At 58.7% G+C, this 22,772-nt stretch carries 20 protein-coding genes; all 20 read left to right on the forward strand.

Annotated elements, in window-relative coordinates:
* Window positions 1–5 precede the first annotated feature (5 nt).
* The 20 genes from I9H07_RS07515 (at window position 6) to I9H07_RS07610 (ending at window position 22,655) form a co-directional block, all read left to right on the forward strand.
* Window positions 6–2,915: a TIGR00180 family glycosyltransferase gene (locus I9H07_RS07515; protein ID WP_236424765.1), complete on the forward strand. Its 2,910-nt coding sequence runs from the start codon at window positions 6–8 to the stop codon at window positions 2,913–2,915.
* Between the two features lie 308 nt (window positions 2,916–3,223).
* Window positions 3,224–4,150: a ketoacyl-ACP synthase III gene (locus I9H07_RS07520; RefSeq protein ID WP_024672542.1), complete on the forward strand. Its 927-nt coding sequence runs from the start codon at window positions 3,224–3,226 to the stop codon at window positions 4,148–4,150.
* 329 nt (window positions 4,151–4,479) lie between these two features.
* Window positions 4,480–5,328, forward strand: a complete 849-nt coding sequence (locus I9H07_RS07525; RefSeq protein ID WP_024672543.1) for a flagellin domain-containing protein — start codon at window positions 4,480–4,482, stop codon at window positions 5,326–5,328.
* A gap of 72 nt (window positions 5,329–5,400) precedes the next feature.
* Window positions 5,401–5,793, forward strand: a complete 393-nt coding sequence (locus I9H07_RS07530; RefSeq protein ID WP_024672544.1) for a flagellar protein FlaG — start codon at window positions 5,401–5,403, stop codon at window positions 5,791–5,793.
* 83 nt (window positions 5,794–5,876) lie between these two features.
* Window positions 5,877–7,328 carry a flagellar filament capping protein FliD gene (gene fliD / locus I9H07_RS07535; protein ID WP_058824686.1) on the forward strand — a complete coding sequence of 484 codons (1,452 nt, stop codon included), beginning with the start codon at window positions 5,877–5,879 and terminating at the stop codon, window positions 7,326–7,328.
* A gap of 122 nt (window positions 7,329–7,450) precedes the next feature.
* Window positions 7,451–7,840: a flagellar export chaperone FliS gene (gene fliS, locus I9H07_RS07540; RefSeq protein ID WP_024672546.1), complete on the forward strand. Its 390-nt coding sequence runs from the start codon at window positions 7,451–7,453 to the stop codon at window positions 7,838–7,840.
* Window positions 7,841–7,866: 26 nt separating this feature from the next.
* The gene (locus tag I9H07_RS07545; RefSeq protein ID WP_024672547.1) at window positions 7,867–8,163 is read left to right on the forward strand and encodes a flagellar protein FliT; all 297 of its coding nucleotides are present in this window, start codon (window positions 7,867–7,869) and stop codon (window positions 8,161–8,163) included.
* 178 nt (window positions 8,164–8,341) lie between these two features.
* A complete protein-coding gene (gene fleQ / locus I9H07_RS07550; RefSeq protein WP_024672548.1) occupies window positions 8,342–9,817 on the forward strand; it encodes a transcriptional regulator FleQ in 1,476 nt (491 codons plus the stop codon).
* 122 nt (window positions 9,818–9,939) lie between these two features.
* Window positions 9,940–11,154 (forward strand): sensor histidine kinase, encoded by a 1,215-nt coding sequence (locus I9H07_RS07555; protein ID WP_236425450.1) that lies wholly within the window; start codon window positions 9,940–9,942, stop codon window positions 11,152–11,154.
* Complete coding sequence (locus tag I9H07_RS07560; RefSeq protein ID WP_058390823.1) at window positions 11,154–12,569, forward strand: sigma-54-dependent transcriptional regulator; 1,416 nt, start codon at window positions 11,154–11,156, stop codon at window positions 12,567–12,569. Before I9H07_RS07555 ends, I9H07_RS07560 begins: the two co-directional genes overlap by 1 nt.
* A 238-nt stretch (window positions 12,570–12,807) precedes the next feature.
* Entirely contained in the window at window positions 12,808–13,137 is a 330-nt protein-coding gene (gene fliE, locus I9H07_RS07565) for a flagellar hook-basal body complex protein FliE (RefSeq protein WP_007252088.1), read from the forward strand.
* A 15-nt stretch (window positions 13,138–13,152) separates the two neighbouring features.
* On the forward strand, window positions 13,153–14,943 hold the full coding sequence (fliF, locus tag I9H07_RS07570) for a flagellar basal-body MS-ring/collar protein FliF (RefSeq protein ID WP_024672551.1): 1,791 nt from the start codon (window positions 13,153–13,155) through the stop codon (window positions 14,941–14,943).
* Window positions 14,936–15,952 (forward strand): flagellar motor switch protein FliG, encoded by a 1,017-nt coding sequence (gene fliG / locus I9H07_RS07575; RefSeq protein ID WP_005890098.1) that lies wholly within the window; start codon window positions 14,936–14,938, stop codon window positions 15,950–15,952. The genes fliF and fliG overlap by 8 nt, the downstream gene beginning before the upstream one ends.
* 15 nt (window positions 15,953–15,967) lie before the next feature.
* Window positions 15,968–16,786, forward strand: coding sequence for a flagellar assembly protein FliH (gene fliH, locus I9H07_RS07580; RefSeq protein WP_024672552.1), 819 nt, complete (start codon window positions 15,968–15,970; stop codon window positions 16,784–16,786).
* Entirely contained in the window at window positions 16,776–18,134 is a 1,359-nt protein-coding gene (gene fliI / locus I9H07_RS07585; protein ID WP_024643889.1) for a flagellar protein export ATPase FliI, read from the forward strand. Before fliH ends, fliI begins: the two co-directional genes overlap by 11 nt.
* A 6-nt stretch (window positions 18,135–18,140) precedes the next feature.
* Entirely contained in the window at window positions 18,141–18,590 is a 450-nt protein-coding gene (fliJ, locus tag I9H07_RS07590; RefSeq protein ID WP_024643890.1) for a flagellar export protein FliJ, read from the forward strand.
* Window positions 18,591–18,673: 83 nt separating this feature from the next.
* Entirely contained in the window at window positions 18,674–18,991 is a 318-nt protein-coding gene (locus I9H07_RS07595; protein WP_024672553.1) for an STAS domain-containing protein, read from the forward strand.
* A 4-nt stretch (window positions 18,992–18,995) separates the two neighbouring features.
* On the forward strand, window positions 18,996–20,702 hold the full coding sequence (locus I9H07_RS07600; protein WP_236425451.1) for a fused response regulator/phosphatase: 1,707 nt from the start codon (window positions 18,996–18,998) through the stop codon (window positions 20,700–20,702).
* 96 nt (window positions 20,703–20,798) lie between these two features.
* Window positions 20,799–21,155 carry an Hpt domain-containing protein gene (locus I9H07_RS07605; RefSeq protein WP_024672555.1) on the forward strand — a complete coding sequence of 119 codons (357 nt, stop codon included), beginning with the start codon at window positions 20,799–20,801 and terminating at the stop codon, window positions 21,153–21,155.
* Between the two features lie 90 nt (window positions 21,156–21,245).
* Entirely contained in the window at window positions 21,246–22,655 is a 1,410-nt protein-coding gene (locus tag I9H07_RS07610) for a flagellar hook-length control protein FliK (protein WP_236425452.1), read from the forward strand.
* The last annotated feature ends 117 nt before the right edge of the window (window positions 22,656–22,772 follow it).

Genomic DNA, 22,772 nt, shown 5'->3' on the forward strand with positions numbered 1-22,772 from the left:
AGATCATGCAAAGCCATTCGGGAAATGAACACACCGCTCTGAATCAGCGTCTGACCCTGCTGTTGACGGCCAAGGACCAGCCGGATTTCCTGCGTCGCGCCTTGAAGTATTACAGCGACTTTCCGTGCAATGTGGTGGTGGTCGACGCCTCCGCTCAACCTGATGCAGAAATCGCCGACGCCTCTGGCCTGCATTACGTGCACAGCGCCGAAGGGTCGAATGCCAGCCTCAGCGCGAGGATCGCCGAAGGCCTCAAGCAAGTGACCACGCCCTTCGTGGTACAGGCTCCAGTCGACAGTTTCCTGTTGCCTGATGCGCTGACTGCTGCCTTGAGCTTTCTTGAAGCTAACCCGGCTTATGGCGCTTGTCAGGGCTATAGCCTGAGCTATCAGGCGCAGGTCAGTCAGGTGGACTATTTCCGTCGCGACCGCAAAACCTGCGAAGACTGTGCGTCAGATGATGCTGGCGAGCGGGTGTTGAGTTTCATGGGCGAAGGCCTGTCGCTGCTCAGTGCCGTGACCCGCACTGAACTGGCGCAGCAGTGGTTCGTTTCGGTTGCCGAAGGCACCGAGCCGCACTGGCAGGAAGTCGGCCACATGATGTATCTGGTGGCCGCGGCACGCCTGCGCATCCTGCCGATTCCATATGCGTTGCATCTCACGCCGGGCAAGGACGCGGAGCTGCGCCACGGCCGGGCCATTGCCGCAGCGGTCAAACACAGCGACCCCAAAGCCAGAGCGGCCCGTGAGTCGTTCGCGAAGAAACTGGTCGCGCTGCTCGGCGAAGATTCGGGCTTCGAAGGCGCTCAGGGCGTACAGAAAATTCTGGCCGGGCTCGCTGCCATGGCTGAACGCCTCAAAACCCAAGGTTTTCAAACGGATGAAAAAATCATCAGCGCGGTCTGGAACGTTGCGCTGGAGCAGTCCGATGCGCTGTTCGAGCCTCGCCAGTTCGTCGAGATGCCGTTTTACAACCAGCCGCTGTTCGATGAGCTGGCCAGAATCGAATTCCTGATTCACGTCATGCCGGCAGGCCGCTTGCAGATGGAGGGGCTTGAAGCGGCACTGCTCAAACAGGCCGAGTTGCTGCGTGCGCAAAACAACCCGGATGCTGAAACGAGACTGAGCCGTCTGTGGTACGCCTACGAAACCTACGCCTTCAATCTTGGCGTCGTGCAGAGCCTGATCGCGGAATTGCGCAACAGCAAAGACGACAAAGACAGCGAGAAGCAGATTGAGCTTGTTTCTGGCTGGGGCCAGCGCTTGCAGGCAGCGTCCGGTTTCGACAATGGTCTATTGCTCGACGGTATGGCTTCCGGTCGACTCCTCAACTGGCTCGATTCGCGTGATCCGGCCCCTGAATCGCTCAAGCAGATCAGCGAGAAACTGGCCAGTAAACCGGCCGGGTCGCAGATCGGTATTTTGTTGCTGGATCTGGAAGCCGACGTATTCAAGCTGCAAGCGACGTTCGACAGCCTGATCAACAGTCACTACAAGACTTTCAAGGTGGTGGTGTTCACCAGCGGAGAACTGCCGGCAGTAACCACGCTGCACAACACGCTGCATTTCGTGAAGGTCACCGAAAGCAACTACGTCGACAAGATCAACCAGGTCGTCAAACAGTCACCCAGCGACTGGTTGATGCTGGCGCAGGCGGGTGAGGAGTTCACCCGCAGCGGTCTGCTGCTGGCCAGTGCCGAATTGCTTGACGCAGCACAGTGCCGGGCGGTCGCGGTCGACGAGATTCAGCGTCAAACCAACGGCACGCTGGCCCCGGTGTTCCGTCCGGGGTTCAACCTGGACCTGCTGCAAAGCCTGCCGACCTTGATGGCTCGCCATTGGCTGATTCGTCGTGACTTGCTGGTCGAGGCGGGTGGTTATTCGCGTGAATTCCCCAAAGCACTGGAATTCGACCTGTTGTTGCGCCTGATCGAGGAGGGCGGCATGAGCGGTCTGGCTCATCTGAGCGAACCGGTGCTGATCTGCGACGCGCCAGCACTGGAAGACAATCCGGACGAACAGAAAGCGCTCAAACGCCACCTTGGCAAGCGCGGTTATCAGGCAGAAGTCAGTTCGGCGCAGCCGGGTACTTACAAGATCGATTATCGCCACGCCCATCGGCCGGTGGTCTCGATTCTGCTGCACAGTCAGGACAACCTGCCGGAGCTGCAACGCTGCCTGCAAAGTATCCTGCAACGCACCCGCTATCAGCGTTACGAAGTACTGATCGGCGACAACGCCAGTACGTCAGCCGAACTGTCGACCTGGCTCGACAGACAGGAACAGGTTTCGGGTCGCGTGCGTGTGTTCCGCGCCGAGCAGCGCATGAGTTCGGGGGCTTTGTGCAATCTGATCAGTCAGGAAGCCACTGGCGAATACCTTGTCCTGGTGGATGCGCAAAGCCAGATCGTCAATGTCGGCTGGATCGAATCACTGCTCAACCAGGCGCAACGTCCGGAAGTGGGCGTGGTCGGCGTCAAGCTGGTTGATGGTGAAGGCGCGGTGACTCAGGCCGGGCTGATTCTGGGCCTCAATGGCGGCGTGGGTTCTGGCTTTGTCGGCGAGCCGAAGACGTCCAGCGGCTATATGCAGCGCCTGACGGTCGAGCAGAATTACTCTGCCGTGTCATCGGCGTGCCTGATGATTGCCAAGGAGCTGTATGACGCAATCGGCGGGCTGGACGAGGAGGCTTTCGCTGAAGCGCTGGGTGACGTGGACCTGTGTCTCAAGGCTGCGCAGGCTGGTTACCTGACCGTTTGGACCCCGCATGTTCAGGTGGTGCATTCCGGTGTGGTGAAGGCTCCCGAGCAGGCGCGTACCGCGCTGATGGACAAATGGTCTGCGCAATTCGCGCAGGATGAAGCCTACAACGCTAATCTCGATCTCAATGGTCAGGGCTTCACCCTGGCTGGCTGAGTTGCCAGCATCAGTAAAACCGGTCGCATCGCGGCCGGTTCGCTGCTTTGAAAATCTCTGCACAGGGGGCTGACTGCCTGGCTCCAGTGCGCTTTTTCCCGACGCAAATTATCGCAAAGCATGCAAACGGGAGTGACCTGCGGGTCATAACGTGCATCTTCACTGTATTGTGTTACAGGGAGCGACATGCGCCTGACTTGCTTTAACGTGCCAAGCGCCCTGAAAATGTCTGTAAATCACCTCTATTCGGTAGCGCCCTGATTTTTATCGGGACGGAAAATGACCTGTTTACTCATCGGGAAGCCATGATGATTGGCATTAAAAGCATAGCGAGTTACGTGCCTGTTGCAGGCGTTGATAACTACGCTCAAGGCGCCAAATTCGGCAAGGATGAAGAATTCATCCTTGGGAAAATTGGCTCCACGTTCCTGCCGCGCAAAGACGCCGGCCAGGAAACCTCGGATCTGTGCGTTGAAGCAGCCAACACGCTGTTTGCCAACAATCCGCAGCTCAAGCGCGAAAGCATCGATGTGCTGATCGTCGTCACCCAGAACGGCGACGAGGAAGGTTTGCCGCATACTGCGGCTATCGTCCAGGACAAGCTGGGGCTGTCTACCAACGTCGCTGCGTTCGATATCTCGCTGGGCTGCTCCGGCTATGTATACGGTATCTATGCAATCAAAGGCTTCATGGAGGCGGCAGGCCTGAAAAACGGTCTGCTGATTACCGCCGACCCGTATTCGAAAATTGTCGATCCGGAAGACCGCAACACCACCATGTTGTTTGGCGACGCCGCAACCGCCACCTGGATGGGCGAGGACGCCGACTGGCAATTGGGCAAGGCGAAGTTCGGCACCGACGGTTCCGGCGCGCCGCACCTCAAGGTCAGCAATGGCGTGTTTTTCATGAACGGCCGTCAGGTGTTCAATTTTGCGCTGCTGAAAGTGCCTGCGCATCTGCATGAGCTGTTGGCCGAGTCAGACCTGACGCCTGACGATATCGATGCCTTCTGTATTCACCAGGGCAGTGCCGCCATCGTCGACGCCGTGGCGCGCCGCTTCGAAGACAAACCCGAGAAGTTTCTCAAGGACATGGTCGAGACCGGCAATACCGTGTCGTCCAGCATTCCGCTGCTGATTGAAAAACACGTACTGGGCTCTTCCTGGAAGCGGGTTGCCTTGAGCGGTTTTGGTGTGGGGCTGTCCTGGGGCTCCGCCATTATCTATAAAGGCTGAGTTAATACAGCCTGACTAAGAGCGCCTGCGGAGTTATTCCCCAGGCGTTTTTAAATTAAACAGTGATCCACGTCACACTTTGCACTTCGCTATGCGACACCTTCGCTTGACCCCACTTCCTGTTGTTGATGAATCTCCCTCTTTCCCGCCGCGTGATTATGCCCCAAGCCCTTGTTTTATAAGGGGTGGCCGTGTGATGGCAAAATATTAAAAAAAAACGCTCAAGCAACCTGCCATTGCGACGATAACTATTACGAAGGTTCTCTAGGCACACCCGGCGCTTGCAGGGGCCGGAAGCCACGTAGTACCAAACCAACGAGGAATTCATCATGGCTTTAACAGTAAACACCAACGTAGCATCGTTGAACGTCCAGAAGAACCTGGGTCGCGCCTCCGACGCCCTTTCGACCTCGATGACTCGTCTGTCTTCCGGTCTGAAAATCAACAGCGCCAAAGACGACGCTGCCGGCCTGAACATCGCCACCAAGATCAACTCGCAGATCAAAGGTCAGACCATGGCGATCAAAAACGCCAACGACGGTATGTCCATTGCTCAGACCGCTGAAGGCGCGCTGCAAGAATCGACCAACATTCTGCAACGTATGCGTGAACTGGCTGTTCAGTCGCGAAACGACAGCAACAGCTCGACTGACCGTGACGCGCTGAACAAAGAATTCAGCCAGATGAGTTCGGAACTGACTCGTATCGCCAACAGTACTAACCTGAACGGCAAGAACCTGATCGACGGTTCCGCCAGCACCATGACTTTCCAGGTTGGCTCCAACTCGGGCTCCTCGAACCAGATCACTCTGACTTTGAGCGCCAGCTTTGACGCAAACACCCTGGGTGTCGGTTCGGCAATCTCCATCGTCGGTTCCGACAGCGCTGCCGCAGAGTCTGCTTTCTCTGGCGCAATGGCCGCTATCGACTCGGCTCTGCAGACCATCAACAACACTCGTTCTGATCTCGGTGCTGCACAAAACCGTCTGACCAGCACCATCTCCAACCTGCAGAACATCAACGAAAACGCCAGTGCTGCACTGGGTCGTATCCAGGATACCGACTTCGCTTCTGAAACTGCACAGCTGACCAAGCAACAGACCCTGCAACAGGCTTCTACCTCTGTTCTGGCTCAGGCTAACCAGCTGCCATCCGCTGTACTGAAACTGCTTCAGTAATATCGGCATGAGTTTTAGCGGGGGAGTACTTAACAGTGCTCTCTCGCTTTTTTGCTTTCAGAGGTGATGGTCATGGATATGAGTGTGAAGCTGAACGTGACTTATCCGGCCGCTCAATCGGCGAGTCAGGCTCCTGTGCCGGATAAGCTTGTTGACAAGCCTGCCGATACCGCTCCTGTCGAGCGCGTTGCCGCCACGGCCGAAAGTAAAGGTTCCGATCTGCATAAGGATGATTCCAAGGACGATGCTAAAGTCAAAGCAGCGGCGGAAGATATCCAGAAATTTTTTCACACGGTGAAGCGCAATCTTGAGTTTTCGATCGACGAAGATTCTGGCAAAGTCATTGTCAAAGTGATTGCAAGCGACTCCGGTGAAGTAGTAAGACAGATTCCCAATGCAGAAATCCTGAAGCTGGCCGATAGCCTGAGTGATGCGAACAGTTTGTTGTTCCGCGCCAAGGCCTGATCGCCGGTACGGTATTTGTTGCCGGGTTACCAGCCTTTTGAACCGGCGGTAGGCCCCGCGACATTCTTGAAGGGAGAAGCACAATGGCAAGTCCCATTACATCTACAACAGGCCTGGGTTCAGGTCTGGCAATCACTGCAATCGTTGAAGGGTTGGTCAACGCCGAAAAGGCGCCCAAGCAGAACCAGATCGACAAGCAGACCGCCTCCACCACCGCATCGCTGTCCGGCGTGAGTCAACTGACGTCGGCGCTGGCTTCGTTTCAGAAGGCGATGGATACCTTAAGCAGTAAAACCACGCCTGCATTTCTGGGCTTTGCTGCGACCTCCGCCAACGAGGCTGTGGTCAAGGCTACTGCAGACAACACTGCGGTGAGTGGTTCTTACGCCATTAAAGTGAATAATCTGGCGACGGCATCCAAGGTTGCAACGATTGCCATGGATTCCACGCAATCGAGTGCTATTCCGAGTGGTACCCTGGAAATCACTCAAAATGGCACTACCCAGAAGGTTGTCATTGACAAGACGTCAACGCTGCAGGAAGTACGTGACCAGATAAACACGTCGCTTCAGGGCAAGGGCATCTCTGCCAACATCATTACCGATAACAACGGCTCCAGACTGGTGTTCAGTTCAACGACTACCGGTGCTGGCAGTGACATATCCGTCAAAGGTGGGTCAGGTCAGGAAGCACTGAACATTGACGGCACCAAGTTGATGAGCGCAACCAGCTCCAGCAATGACGCCAATGGCAAAGCGATTCCGGGTGCAGGCGCTATTTCTGCAACTGCCGTGGATGCCTCGTTCTCGATCGACGGTCTGGCCCTGACCAGCAAGTCGAATACCGTCAGCACGGCGATTTCTGGTGTGTCGTTCAATCTGCTTGCGCCCAGCACAGCAGCGACGGGCGACACAGTGGTCACGGTAGGGGTCAACACGGACGGTCTGAAAGCTTCGCTGCAGACATTTGTCGACTCCTACAACACGCTGGTCAAGCTGACGTCGTCGCTGACCAAGGGCACCCTGAGTGACAAGGGCGTCTACACGGCGGCTGCATTGACCGGCGACTCCACACCGCGCGGACTTCTGGCGAGTATTCGTAACCAGATCGCCAGTGCGACCTCTGGTGCCGGACTCAATTCGCTGTCTCAACTGGGTATCAAAACCCAGCAGTCTGACGGTACGCTGTCTCTGAATACCACCGAGTTTACTGCGGCGCTGAATGATAAAAAGCTGGGTGGTCAGATCGACGCTCTGTTCAACGGTGACAGTGGGCTGGTTACTCGAATCACCAAGGCAATCGAACCCTACACCAAAGCTGACGGCGTGCTTGCCGGTAAAACCAAAAGTCTGAACACGGTACAAAAGCAGCTGGCCGACGACAAGGAAGCCCTTGATCGCCGTATCGAAACGCTGACCGCTACCCTGACCAAGAAATACAACGCCATGGACCTGATCGTAGGTCAGCTCAAGGCAACCGGTAACAACATCACGTCGATCTTCGAGGCGATGAACGCACAGAAAAACGCTTCGTAAGATTTTCTACCGAAGTGCCAAGAACCCGACCCTGTGTCGGGTTCTTGCTTTTGGGCTAAAGTTTCCGGGCACTGCGTCGATAGCTTGAGTATCAGTATTCTGGATTTGTTACGAGGCCCATTATGAATCCGATGTTAGCGTTGCGGCAGTATCAGAAAATCGGCGCCCAGGCTCAGACCTCGGAAGCCAGCCCTCATCGTCTGGTGCAGATGTTGATGGAGGGCGGTCTCGACCGCATCGCTCAGGCCAAGGGCGCGATGGCCCGCAAGGACATTGCCAACAAGGGCGTGTTCATCAGCAAGGCCATCGGCATCGTCGGCGGGCTGCGTGAAGGGCTCGACCTCGAAACCTCGCCCAACGAAGGCCTGGTGAGGCAGGACAACCTCTATCACTACATGATGACGCGTCTGGCTGAAGCCAATGCTCGTAATGATCAGAAGATTCTTGATGAAGTCGCAGGCCTGCTGATTACCGTCAAGGAAGGCTGGGACGCGATTGGCACCATGCAATAACCTGCGCTGTTCCGAGGAGAATAAAAATGAGTGCTGCGCTCAAGCGTATTGAAGAAACCCGTGAGGCCTTGGTAGGTGCATTGGCCGAGCGTGACTGGGAGGCTATCGGCAAGCTTGATCTGGCCTGCCGTGAGTGCGTCGAGGCAGCCGTGGGCGAGCCGCCTGCCGATGAGCCGGCATTGCGCAGCAACCTCGAAGAGTTGCTTGGCGTCTACAGACAATTAATTGATGTTGCAACCGGCGAGCGTCAAGCCGTTGTCGATGAAATGACGCAAATCCAGAATGCCAAAAATGCGACGAAGGTATACCATCTCTTCGGTTAATGTTTAATTGTCATTTTTATTGTCGGACGAGATTTTCGCCATAAATTTGACTGTGTCCGTTTTTTTGACTTAACTAGTGATGTTTACTATTTTCTGGCGTCTCAAGGTTTATATCTGCTGAGATTGCCAAGTTGTCCCAATTTGTGGGCATTGAGTTGACTAGGGAAGTTGCTATTGCATGTGGCGTGAAATCAAGATTCTGCTAATCGATGACGATAGCCAGCGCCGCCGGGATCTGGCGGTCATCCTTAATTTCCTTGGCGAAGAAAACCTGTCCTGCTCAAGCCAGGACTGGCAGCAGGCGGTCGGCTCGCTGGCCTCCACGCGGGAGGTGCTGTGCATACTGCTCGGCAGCGTCAGCGCACCGGGCACCCTGCAAGGGCTGCTTAAGACCATCGCAGCATGGGATGAGTTCCTTCCTGTGCTGATGATGAGCGAAAATTCTGCAGTCGAATTGCCGGAGGAGCTGCGCCGCCGTGTGCTTTCCGTGCTGGAAATGCCGCCTAGCTACAGCAAGCTGCTTGACTCCCTGCACCGCGCCCAGGTCTACCGTGAAATGTACGACCAGGCCCGCGAGCGCGGCCGTCACCGTGAGCCAAATCTGTTCCGCAGTCTGGTAGGCACCAGCCGCGCGATCCAGCATGTCCGGCAAATGATGCAGCAGGTCGCCGACACTGACGCCAGCGTCCTGATTCTTGGCGAGTCAGGCACTGGCAAGGAAGTGGTCGCCCGCAACCTGCACTATCACTCCAAACGTCGCGACGCTCCATTCGTACCGGTCAACTGCGGTGCTATTCCTGCCGAGCTGCTCGAGAGCGAACTGTTCGGCCATGAAAAAGGCGCATTCACCGGTGCGATCACCAGCCGTGCCGGGCGTTTCGAGCTGGCCAATGGCGGTACGCTGTTTCTCGATGAAATCGGCGACATGCCGTTGCCGATGCAGGTCAAATTGTTGCGCGTGCTGCAGGAGCGTTCGTTCGAGCGTGTGGGCAGCAACAAGACCCAGAGCATCGACGTACGCATCATTGCCGCGACGCACAAGAATCTCGAAAACATGATCGAGATCGGCAGCTTCCGTGAAGACCTTTATTACCGTCTGAATGTGTTCCCGATCGAAATGGCCCCGCTGCGCGAGCGTGTCGAAGACATTCCGCTGTTGATGAACGAGCTGATCTCGCGCATGGAACACGAAAAGCGCGGTTCGATCCGTTTCAATTCGGCCGCGATCATGTCGCTGTGTCGCCATGCCTGGCCGGGTAACGTTCGTGAGCTGGCCAACCTGGTCGAGCGAATGGCAATCATGCATCCGTATGGCGTGATCGGTGTGGCAGAGCTGCCGAAGAAGTTTCGCTACGTCGATGATGAAGACGAGCAGATGGTCGACAGCCTGCGCAGCGATATCGAAGAGCGCGTGGCTATCAATAACCACACGCCGAACTTCGCTTCCGGTGCTTTGCTGCCGCCTGAAGGGCTGGACCTGAAGGACTACCTCGGTGGGCTTGAGCAGGGTCTGATTCAGCAGGCGCTGGATGATGCCAATGGCATTGTTGCCCGTGCCGCCGAGCGCCTGCGCATTCGTCGTACCACGCTGGTGGAGAAGATGCGCAAGTACGGCATGAGCCGTCGTGAGGGTGACGAACAGGCGGAGGATTGACGCCAGTTTAAAGTGCCAAAAATCAAGCCTCTGAATTTTCAGGGGTTTTTTTTCGGCACGAGGATTGCTAAGTCTCTCTTAACACACCGTTTACTGACGGTCCGCCACAAGAGAGCAGAACTATGTCCCAGGCCGCCCAACTGACTTCCGCCCCCTCTGTTCAGGCTCCTTATTCCCCGGAGCTGGAAAGTCGTCAGGGGCTTGAGCAAGCGTTCTCGCTGTTCAACCAGATGTCGGCGCAACTCACGAATTCCTACGGAGTGCTGGAGGCGCGCGTCACCGAGCTCAAGGGCGAGCTGGCCCATGCCGGTGCCCAGCGCCTGCAGGAGCTGGCGGAAAAAGAGCGTCTGGCCAATCGTTTGCAGAATCTGCTCGACCTGCTGCCGGGTGGCGTGATTGTCATCGACGGCATGGGCGTGGTCCGTGAGGCCAACCCGGCTGCCATCGATCTGTTGGGGCAGCCGCTGCTGGGCATGCTCTGGCGCCATGTCATCAGCCGTTGTTTCGCGCCTCGTGAAGACGACGGCCACGAAGTTTCCCTGAAGGACGGCCGCAGGCTTTCCATTGCCACCCGTTCGCTGGATGCCGAGCCGGGGCAACTGGTTTTGCTCAATGACCTGACTGAAACCCGTCGTTTGCAAGAGCAACTGGCGCGTCACGAGCGCTTGTCGTCGCTGGGCCGAATGGTTGCTTCTCTGGCGCATCAGATTCGTACGCCGCTGTCAGCGGCAATGATCTATGCCAGCCATCTGGCCGAGCAGGAGCTGCCGGTGGAAACCCAGCAGCGCTTTGCCGGGCGGCTCAAGGACCGTTTGCACGAGCTTGAGCATCAGGTGCGCGACATGCTGGTATTCGCCCGTGGCGAACTGCCATTGACCGACCGCCTGACACCTGGCGCTTTGTTCCAGGCTTTGCAGAACGCAGCCGCCACTCATTTACAAGGCGTTGCCGTGCGTTGGCAGTGCGACAGCATCGATGGCGAAATGCTGTGCAATCGCGACACGCTGGTCGGCGCGCTGCTCAACCTGATTGAAAACGCGGTCCAGGCCAGTGCTGGCCGGACCCTGTTGAAAGTGCATGCCTACAGCCGTGGTAACACGCTGCGCATAGCGTTCAGCGATAACGGTAGCGGTATGGACAAGGCTGCACTGGCGCGTATCGGTGAGCCGTTCTTCACCACCAAGACCACCGGCACCGGGCTGGGCCTGGCGGTGGTCACTGCGGTGTCGCGAGCGCATCAGGGCGGCGTGCATTATCGGTCTCATGTCGGTCGCGGCACGTGCGCGATTGTCAGTTTGCCGTTGATTCCTGCCGCCAGTCCTGCGGGTAACGAATGATGTCGATCAAGGTGCTGCTGGTCGAGGACGACCGTTCACTGCGCGAAGCACTGGGCGAAACGCTTGAGCTGGCAGGGTACGGCTACCAGGCCGTCGGCTCTGCCGAGGAGGCGCTGGTCGCTGTCGACGCGCAGCCGTTCAGCCTGGTGATCAGTGACGTCAACATGCCGGGTATGGATGGTCATCAATTGTTGAGCCTGCTGCGCAGCCGGCACCCGCAACTGCCAGTGTTACTGATGACGGCACACGGTGCGGTCGAGCGTGCGGTGGATGCGATGCGTCAGGGGGCGGCGGACTATCTGGTCAAACCGTTCGAGCCCAAGGCGCTGATCACGCTGGTTGCACGGCATGCGCTGGGTCGCCTCGGGCCTGCCGACAGTGAAGGGCCGATTGCGGTCGAACCTGCCAGCATCCAGCTGCTCAACCTTGCCAGCCGCGTGGCCAAGAGTGATTCCACGGTGCTGATTTCCGGCGAGTCCGGGACCGGCAAAGAGGTACTGGCGCGATTTATTCACCAGCATTCGCCTCGCGCCGACAAACCGTTTATCGCGATCAATTGCGCGGCGATTCCGGACAACATGCTTGAGGCAACCCTGTTCGGTCATGAGAAGGGCTCCTTCACCGGTGCCATTGCGGCGCAGGCGGGCAAGTTCGAACAGGCTGAAGGCGGCACGATCCTGCTCGATGAAATATCCGAAATGCCCATGGGGCTTCAGGCCAAGCTGCTGCGCGTATTGCAGGAGCGCGAGGTTGAGCGCGTCGGCGCACGCAAGCCGATCATTCTGGATATACGCGTGGTCGCCACCACCAACCGCGATCTGGCAGGTGAAGTGGCGGCGGGGCGCTTTCGTGAGGATCTGTTTTATCGCCTGTCGGTGTTTCCGCTGGCATGGCAGGCGCTGCGTCAAAGGACTGCCGATATTCTGCCGTTGGCCGAGCGGCTGCTGGCCAAGCATGTCAATAAAATGAAGCACGCGCCGGTGCGCTTGTCTGCCGAGGCGCAGGCGTGTCTGATCAGCTACGCCTGGCCGGGCAATGTGCGCGAGCTGGATAACGCCGTGCAGCGCGCTTTGATCCTGCAGCAGGGCGGGGTGATTCAGGCGCAGGATTTCTGCCTTGCCGGGGCGGTCGCCAATCTGGCACCGGCCGCGACAATAACCGCTGCCCCCGCGTTGCCTGTCATATCGGCAGTGGACAATCCCGGCGGCGGTGCTGGCGCCGAGTCAGTCGGCGCACTGGGCGATGACCTCAAGCGAAGGGAGTTTCAGATGATCATCGACACCTTGCGCGCCGAGCGCGGGCGTCGCAAGGAGGCCGCCGAGCGATTGGGTATCAGCCCGCGTACATTGCGCTACAAGCTGGCCCAGATGCGCGACGCCGGCATGGATGTGGAAGGCTATCTGTTCGCCACCTGACCCGGCCATCCAGCGGGTGACGATCGTCCGGGTACTGAATTTCTGCGTTATCGATACAACGCCTGCACGCACATGGGCCGGGGCAACAGCTTGTTGCAGAGCGGTTTCATGACGAACAGCATGGCATTCTCAGGTGGTGTGGCAAATGGCCGTCATCTAGCTGGCACCGTTGTTGCTATGTCTTCTGTATCCGCTGAATCAGTGTCAAAAATTTGCGGGCCTTACGAGAGAAACGTCCATGAGCCAAGGTGTTGAATTTAATCGCTTGATGTTGGATATGCGGGCCATGCAGATGGATGCAATGTCTGCCCCCAAGCCCGTGTCCGGCCCGCAGGAAGCCGGAGCCAGCAGCTTTGCCGACATGCTTGGTCAGGCCGTCAACAAGGTCGCGCAGACCCAGCAGGCATCCAGTCAGCTGGCCAGTGCATTCGAAGTTGGCAAGAGTGGTATTGATCTGACTGACGTCATGATTTCGTCGCAGAAAGCCAGTGTGTCTTTTCAGGCGTTGACCCAGGTTCGTAACAAACTGGTTCAAGCGTATCAAGACATCATGCAGATGCCGGTTTAAGGGACGTACTGAGTCATGGCCGAAGCAACAGCCGATCCCGTTCCTGCAAGAGCGGGCGCTTCCGATAAGAAACCGTTGTTCGGTTTGTCTTTTCTGGAAAATCTTTCCGAAATGACCATGCTGCGTCAGGTCGGCCTTATGGTCGGTCTGGCCGCGAGCGTGGCCATCGGCTTTGCCGTGGTGCTCTGGTCCCAGCAGCCGGACTATCGTCCGCTCTATGGCAGTCTGGCCGGTATGGACAGCAAGCAGATCATGGACACCCTGACGGCGGCGAACATCAATTACACCGTCGAACCCAACTCCGGTGCTCTGCTGGTCAAGTCTGATGACGTGCAGCGTGCGCGCATTCAGCTGGCTCAGGCGGGCGTGGTACAGAACGACGCCAATATCGGTTTCGAGATCCTCGACAAGGATCAGGGCCTGGGAACCAGCCAGTTCATGGAAGCCACGCGCTATCGTCGCGGGCTGGAAGGCGAACTGGCACGGACCATCTCGGCCCTGAATAACGTCAAGGGTGCTCGCGTACACCTGGCGATTCCGAAGAGCTCGGTGTTTGTCCGTGATGATCGCAAGCCAAGCGCTTCGGTACTGGTCGAGCTGTACGCCGGTCGCTCGCTGGAACCGAGCCAGGTGCTGGCCATTATCAACCTGGTGGCCACCAGCGTTCCCGAATTGAGCAAGTCGCAGATTACCGTCGTGGACCAGAAGGGCACGCTGCTGTCTGATCAGGCGGAAAACTCCGAGCTGACCATGGCGGGCAAGCAGTTTGATTACAGCCGTCGCATGGAAGGCATGCTGACCCAGCGTGTGCAGAACATTCTGCAACCAATCCTGGGCAATGACCGCTACAAGGCGGAAGTCTCGGCAGTGGTTGATTTCAGTGCCGTCGAGTCGACAGCTGAAAGCTTCAACCCTGATCAACCAGCCTTGCGCAGCGAGCAATCGGTCAATGAACAACGCTCCAGCAGTTCAAGCTCGGGTGGTGTTCCGGGTGCGCTGAGCAATCAGCCACCAGGTCCGGCGACCGCTCCGCAGACTGCTGCCGGTGGCGCAGCCGGTGCTGCCGGCCCCATCGCGCCAGGCCAGCCGCTGCTCGATGCCAACGGTCAACAGATCATGGACCCGGCTACCGGTCAGCCAGCCTTGGCGCCGTTCCCGGCTGACAAACGTGTGCAGTCGACCAAGAACTTTGAACTGGATCGCTCGATCAGCCACACCAAGCAACAGCAGGGTCGTCTGACGCGTCTGTCGGTTGCCGTGGTGGTCGATGACATGGTCAAAACCAATGCTGCCAACGGCGAAGTCAGCCGTGCGCCGTGGAGTGCGACGGATCTGGCGCGCTTTACCCGCTTGGTGCAGGACGCGGTCGGCTTCGATGCCAGCCGGGGTGACAGTGTCAGTGTGATCAACGTGCCGTTCTCCAGCGAACGTGCCGAAGTGTTGCCTGAAGCGTCTTTCTACTCGCAACCCTGGTTCTGGGACATCGTCAAACAGGCGGTCGGGGTGATCTTCATCCTGATCCTGGTGTTTGGTGTGCTGCGCCCGGTGCTGAACAACATCACCAACGGCAAGAGCAAGCAACAACTGGCCGCGTTCGGGGGTGGCGACGCCGAACTCGGTGGCATGGGCGGTCTGGACGGCGAGTTGTCCAACGATCGCGTAAGCCTGGGCGGTCCGCAGAGCATCTTGCTGCCAAGCCCGACCGAAGGTTATGACGCACAGCTGAACGCGATCAAAAGCCTGGTAGCCGAGGACCCTGGCCGTGTGGCTCAGGTTGTGAAAGAGTGGATCAACACTGATGAATGAACGAGCCATGGTAGCCAAACTCTCGAAAGTTGAAAAAGCGGCTGTACTGTTACTTTCGCTGGGCGAAACCGATGCGGCTCAGGTGCTTCGGCACATGGGCCCCAAGGAAGTCCAGAAGGTGGGCGTGGCCATGGCTCAGATGCGCAACGTGCATCGCGAGCAGGTCGAAGAGGTCATGAGCGAGTTTGTCGACATCGTCGGCGATCAGACCAGCCTCGGCGTCGGCTCGGATGGTTATATCCGCAAAATGCTGACTCAGGCCCTGGGTGAAGACAAAGCCAACGGCCTGATCGACCGGATTCTGCTGGGCGGCAATACCAGCGGTCTGGACAGTCTCAAATGGATGGAGCCACGTGCGGTTGCCGACGTGATCCGTTTCGAACACCCGCAGATTCAGGCGATTGTGGTGGCGTATCTGGACGCCGATCAGGCGGGTGAAGTGCTCGGGCATTTCGATCACAAGGTGCGCCTGGACATCATCCTGCGTGTCTCGTCGCTCAACACCGTGCAACCGGCGGCACTCAAAGAGCTTAACCAGATTCTCGAGAAGCAGTTCTCTGGCAACGCCAACACGTCGCGTACCACCCTGGGTGGCATCAAGCGTGCGGCCGACATCATGAACTTCCTCGACAGCTCCATCGAAGGCGCGCTCATGGATTCGATCCGCGAGGTCGACGAAGACCTTTCGGTGCAGATCGAAGACCTCATGTTCGTCTTCAACAACCTCTCCGACGTGGACGACCGCGGTATCCAGGCGCTGTTGCGCGAAGTGTCTTCGGACGTGCTGGTGCTGGCGCTCAAAGGCTCGGACGAGGCGATCAAGGAAAAAATCTTCAAGAACATGTCCAAGCGTGCCGCCGAGCTGCTGCGCGACGACCTCGAAGCCAAGGGTCCGGTGCGTGTCAGCGATGTGGAAACCGCCCAGAAAGAAATCCTCACCATTGCGCGTCGTATGGCCGAGGCCGGCGAGATCGTACTCGGTGGCAAGGGTGGCGAGGAAATGATCTAAGGATTCAGCTGACTCATGTCCACTTCCAATAAAGAATTGGCCAGCGATCTGATTCGCGCCAAGGACGCCGGGACGCTCGATATCTGGGCGTTGCCCAGCTTTGATCCGCATGTGGAGCCCGAGCCTGAACCCGAGCCGGAGCCTGTCGATGAGCCGGCCGAGATGGAAGAGGTGCCGCTGGACGAAGTTCAGCCACTGACGCTCGAAGAACTGGAAAGCATTCGTCAGGAAGCCTGGAACGAAGGCTTCGCCACGGGTGAAAAAGAAGGCTTTCACAGCACCCAGCTCAAGGTTCGACAAGAGGCTGAAGTCGCGCTCGCCGCGAAGATAGCCAGCCTTGAGCAACTGATGGGTCACCTGCTGGAACCCATCGCCGAGCAGGACACGCAAATCGAAAAGGCCGTTATCCACCTGGTCGAGCACATTGCACGCAAGGTGATTCAGCGCGAACTGGTCACCGATTCCGGGCAGATCGCCAGCGTGCTGCGCGATGCGCTGAAGCTGTTGCCGATGGGCGCGCAGAATCTGCGAATCTTCATCAATCCTCAGGACTTCCTGCTGGTCAAGGCCATGCGCGAGCGTCATGAAGAGGCGTGGAAAATCGTCGAAGACGAAGACCTGTTGCCGGGCGGTTGCCGGATTGAAACCGAGCACAGCCGCATCGACGCCAGCGTCGAAACACGCATCGCGCTGGCGATTTCCAAGATGCATGATCAGTTGCACGAGCAGGTCACTCATCCTGCTGCGGCAGACCTGAGTGTCGATCTGGAAACCTCGCCAGTCACTGCTTCCAGTGCTGCAGAATCCGAAGCGGACACCCTTGATGCGCCTTGATCGCACCAGCTTTGGCAAACGTCTCGGCACCTACGCCGAGTCGATAAGCCTGCCTGCCCAGCCAGTGGTGGAAGGGCGCCTGCTGCGCATGGTCGGCCTGACGCTCGAAGCCGAAGGCATGCGCGCGGCAATGGGCAGTCGCTGCATGGTGATCAACGATGACAGCCACCACCCGGTGGAAGTCGAAGCTGAAGTGATGGGTTTTTCCGGCGGCAAGGTGTTTCTGATGCCGGTTGGCAGCGTTGCCGGCATTGCGCCTGGCGCGCGGGTCGTGCCGCTGGCCGATACCGGCCGCCTGCCAATGGGCATGAGCATGCTGGGGCGCGTGCTGGACGGTGCCGGTCGGCCGCTGGATGGTCGTTCGCCGATAAAAGCCGAAGACTGGGTGCCCATGGACGGGCCGACCATCAACCCGCTCAAACGTGACCCGATCAGTCAGCCACTGGATGTCGGAATTCGCTGCATCAACGGTTTATTGACGGTCGGCCGCGGCCAGCGTCTCGGGCTGTTCGCCGGTACGGGCGTGGGCAAGAGTGTGCTGCTCGGCATGATGACGCGCTTTACCGAGGCGGACATCATCGTCGTGGGGCTGATCGGTGAGCGGGGCCGTGAGGTTAAAGAGTTCATCGAGCATATTCTCGGCGAAGAGGGCCTCAAACGCTCGGTGGTGGTTGCCTCGCCAGCCGATGACGCGCCGCTGATGCGTTTGCGCGCTGCCATGTATTGCACACGCATCGCCGAGTATTTTCGCGACAAGGGCAAGAACGTCCTGTTGCTGATGGATTCACTGACCCGTTTCGCCCAGGCCCAGCGGGAAATCGCCCTGGCCATCGGCGAACCGCCCGCCACCAAGGGCTATCCGCCGTCTGTATTCGCGCGCCTGCCAAAGCTGGTCGAGCGGGCTGGCAACGCCGAAAAGGGCGGTGGTTCGATCACCGCGTTTTACACGGTGCTCTCGGAAGGCGATGACCAGCAGGACCCGATTGCCGACTCCGCACGGGGCGTGCTTGACGGTCATATCGTGCTGTCCCGGCGTCTGGCCGAGGAGGGGCATTACCCGGCCATCGATATCGAAGCGTCCATCAGCCGGGTCATGCCCGCCGTGGTCAGCCCCGAGCACATGGCCCGGGCGCAACATTTCAAGCAGCTCTGGTCGCGTTATCAACAGACCCGCGACCTGATCAGCGTCGGTGCCTATGTGGCTGGTGGCGACCGCGAAACCGACATGGCGATCGCTTTGCACCCGGTGCTGGTGCGTTACCAGCGCCAGGCCCTGCGCGAGAATGAAAGCATGCAGGGCAGTAGCGAAGCGCTGGCGTCGATATTCGCCCCGGCACCTGGCGGCTGATAGCCCATGGCTCAGAGTCGAGCGGCGCGTCTGGCGCCAGTGGTCGAAATGGCTGAAGCGGCCGAGCGAACGGCGGCTCAGCGACTCGGGCATTTTCAGGGGCAGGTCAACCTGGCCAACAACAAGCTTCAGGAACTCGACCAGTTTCGCCAGGATTATCAACAGCAATGGTTACAGCGCGGCAGCGCCGGGGTGTCCGGGCAATGGTTGCTGGGCTATCAGCGCTTTCTCAGCCAGCTCGACGTGGCGGTTGCCCAGCAATACAAAAGCCTCGAATGGCACACGGCCAATCTTGATAGGGCGCGTATTGCCTGGCAGGACTGCTACGCAAGGGTCGAAGGCCTGCGCAAACTGGTGCAGCGCTACATGGACGAAGCCCGCAAGCTTGAAGACAAACGGGAGCAGAAGCTGCTGGATGAGCTATCGCAGCGGCTGCCCCGGCATAACCCATTCTGACTTTTGACTGAATGAGGTCCCGGCGATCTCTCGGTCTGGTCTACGCTCACACTGTCTCGGTGATGAACCACCTCGGAGTTTCCATGACAATCACTTCCGAACTGTCGGCAGATGGCCGGCAACTGACCCTTTTCATCGAGGGACGCTTTGATTTCGATGCTCACCAGGACTTTCGCGCGGCCTATGAGGAGTACCCGCGGGATCTGGATTACGTCGTCGACCTGCGCAGCACTCATTACCTGGACAGCTCCGCGTTGGGCATGTTGTTGCTGCTGCGCGACCATGCTGGCGGCGACAGGGCCGGCGGTGATAAATCAAAGGTGCGGCTGATCAACTGCACGGCCGATGTTCGCACCATCCTCACGATCTCCAATTTCTCACAGCTGTTTCAGTTGAGCTGACGTTTTGCAGTCGCCTGCGAAGAAGCTGTGCATCCTGATCGCTGACGACAGCGCCAGCGATCGCTTGCTGTTGTCGACCATTGTTGCCCGTCAGGGGCACCGTGTGTTGAGCGCTGCGAACGGCGTCGAAGCCGTGGCGATCTTCACCTCGGAACGCCCGCAGCTGATCCTGATGGACGCCATGATGCCGGGCATGGACGGTTTCGAGGCGGCGCGGCGCATCAAGGCAATGACCGGCGAGTCGCTGGTGCCGATCATTTTTCTGACCTCGCTCACCGAAGGCGAAGCGCTGGCGCGTTGCCTGGATGCCGGTGGCGACGACTTCATGTCCAAACCGTACAACCCGCTGGTGCTGGCAGCCAAGATCAACGCGATGAACCGGCTGCGTGTGCTGCACGAAACCGTCCGCGAGCAGCGCGACCAGATTTCCAGGCACCATGACTACCTGCTCAACGAGCAGCGCGTTGCCAAGGCGGTGTTTGATCAGGTCGCGCATGCCGGCTGTCTAGGCGCGAGCAACATCCGTTATCTGCAATCCCCCTATGCACTGTTCAACGGTGACCTGATGCTGGCGGCTTATACCCCGGCCGGGCACATGCAGGTGCTGCTCGGGGACTTCACCGGGCATGGTTTGCCGGCCGCAGTGGGGGCCATGCCGTTGGCGGAAGTGTTTTATGGCATGACCGCCAAAGGTTACGGTCTGGTGGAGATCGTTCGGGAAATGAATGCCAAGCTCAAGCGCATTCTGCCAATCGACATGTTCTGTTGCGCGACGCTGCTGTGCGTCAACCTCCAGCAGCGCCAGGTTGAAGTCTGGAGCGGCGGCCTGCCGGACGGCTACCTGCTGCGTGGCACGAGCGGCGAACACGTGCCGCTGGTCTCGCACCATCTGCCGCTGGGCGTGCTGAGTGTCGATGCCTTCGATACCCGCACCGAGGTGTACCCGCTGGCGCCGGGAGACCGGATTTTTCTGCTGTCCGATGGCGTGCTCGACACCAGCGACAGTAAAGACGAGCTGTTCGGCGCACAGCGATTGCGTCAGGTCCTGTCTGCCAATCGCGAGCCGCAGCTGCTGATTCAGGAAATCCTTCAGGCGCTCAACGATTTTGGCGGCAAGGCGCGTGACGACGTCAGTCTGCTGGAAATCAGCGCGGTGGACGAGCCGCCTGGAAGCCCGCAGGTTCTGACCTATTCGGACAGTGGCGCGTCCAGCCCGCTGGACTGGTCAGCCAGCTTCGAATTTCGTGCGTCGACCCTGAAACGCTTCAATCCGTTGCCTTATATTCTGCAACTGCTGCTGGAAGTACACGGCCTGCGCAATCAGGGCGCGGCGTTGCATATGGTGCTGGGCGAGCTGTACAGCAATGCGCTGGAACATGGTGTGCTAGGGTTGGACTCGGCACTCAAGCATGATGCGCCAGGCTTTGCGCGCTATTACCAGTTGCGGGCCGAACGTCTGAGTGCCTTGGAGACTGGCTTCATCCGCATGAGCCTGCAGATCGAACCAGTCGGGCAGGGTGGTCGTCTGACCCTGAGTGTCGAGGACAGCGGTAACGGATTCAATGCACAGCAGGCCAGAATGCAAACGCCTGCAGGCGGCGATCTGTACGGTCGCGGGCTGCGGCTGGTGTGTGAATTGAGCCATGAGGCTCGGTGGTCCACGGATGGCAGGACCGCCTGCGTGGAATTTTTATGGGCGGGAGTGGCATAATCCGCCTCGATGGCTGTTTGTGTGTCATCGCGGACCGGCAAAGCGGTTCGTGCCTGCACCCTGCAGACCCTCAAATCTTGATCAAGGAGCGAGCAAGTGTCGATTCATCTGGATTACAGCGTGCTGAACGCTTTGCAGGAAGTCATGGAGGATGAATATCCGACGTTGCTGGATGTGTTCCTGAAGGATTCCGAACAGCGCGTTGAGCAATTGCGTCTGGCGGTTGAAACCTGCGACCTGGATTTGCAGGAGCTGAGCCTCAACGCGCACAGCTTCAAGGGCAGCAGCAGCAACATGGGCGCCTTGCGCCTTTCCGACCTGTGCCGGGAGCTTGAAGACCTGGCTCGTCAGCAAGAGCGCTCCGGTCTGGCAGAGCTGGTTGGCAAGATCGACAGTGAATACCTGACCATCCGCGGACTGTTCAATGCGGAGCGGCAGTTTTTCGTCAGTTGACGGTCATTTCAAGTCTGGATGAGTGGGTTATAAGAGTTGGCCTGCATCTTGCTGGTACTGAGATAACCAGCTGCTCATGCGGAGACCGAAATGCCCCTTGCCCCCAACGCCCTTCTACAGGCCACCACCGCTGCGACCTCCCGGTCCGGTGTGGCGAACAACTCGGTCAAGTCTGCCGACAGCAGCAAGGACGGGGCTTCCAGCTTTTCCAACGTCTATGCAAAGCAGGCCAGGGACACTGTTCCGGCGCGCGATGATGCGCCGGTCAAACCCGGCCGCGAGAAGGCTGCGCCCGACAAGGACAAGGTTGCCGCTGGCAAGGACAAACCGGTAAACGATCAAGTGAATGCCGCTGACAAGTCGACTGTTGCCGATAGCGGCAATGGTTTGCCTGCCAAGTCTGCTGTTGCCGACGATGATGCAGCCAACGTGGATTCCACGCAGGACGACGCGAAGGCAGCTGCCGATGCGGCGCTGGCCGATGCCCCTGCGGTTGTTGATCCCGCACTCGATCCAGCCCTGCAGGCAATGACTGTGCAGGCACCCGTTGCGCCAACCGTCAAACCGCAGGGTGCAGAAACCAAGGTTTCGCCTGCGGTTGTGGCGCTTGTCACAACGGCTGCCACGCCAGCCGCCCCCGTCGTCGCCGAAGCGGCTTTCAACCCCGACGCTGATCCTCTGGCGGGTCTGGATGCGGTGCAACTGGCGCTGGAAAATGCCACTGCCAAGACTCAGCTGGCTGCGCAGAACGCCCAGGCCGCCAGCAAAGCGACGCCGTCGAACGCAGAGGCTGATCCGACACAGAATTTAGTCAATAACCTGTCGGCCTTGAGCGAGCAGCTTCCCTCGGACGGCAGCAGCACCGAAAGCAGCGACAAGTCCTTCAGCGGGTTGATCGGTGAAGGCCTCAAGGATGTCAAAAGCGCTACGGGTGATACCCGTGTCGATAACTTCGCCGATCGTCTCGCGGCATTGAGCCAGGCAGCGCAACCGGCCCGTGTGGCAGCAGCACCCACGGCTGGGCCGCTGATGAATCAGCCGTTGGCGATGCATCAAAGCGGCTGGACCGAAGGCATCGTCGACCGCGTGATGTACCTGTCGAGCCAGAACCTCAAGAGCGCCGACATCAAGCTGGAGCCCGCCGAACTCGGGCGTCTGGACATCCGCATCAATATGGCACCGGATCAGCAGACTCAGGTGACCTTCATGAGCGCCCACCTGGGCGTGCGCGATGCGCTGGAAAACCAGATGTCGAAACTGCGCGAGTCGTTCGTTCAGCAAGGCCTCGGCCAGGTGGACGTCAACGTATCCGATCAATCGCAACAACAGGCTCAGCAGCAGGCCCAGGAACAAGCCAGTCGTGCGCAGCGCAGCGGCCGTGGCAACGGCATGAGCTCCGGTGACACGTCTGATGATGTTGCCGGCATTGACGCCGCCATTCCCGTCAGCCAGCCGGCGGCACGCGTGATCGGCACCAGCGAGATCGATTATTACGCGTGATGCAAGCCTGCTTTTGAGGCTGATTCTCGTGCCAGCGCGCCGCATTGGCACGAGAATCATGATCCATTAGCGGCCATGCGCGTAACCGGTTGTGTCCACTCCATCCCTGTTCCGTAC

This window comes from Pseudomonas syringae, assembly GCF_023278085.1.
In the GTDB taxonomy this organism is placed as follows: Bacteria; Pseudomonadota; Gammaproteobacteria; order Pseudomonadales; family Pseudomonadaceae; genus Aquipseudomonas; species Aquipseudomonas syringae_Q.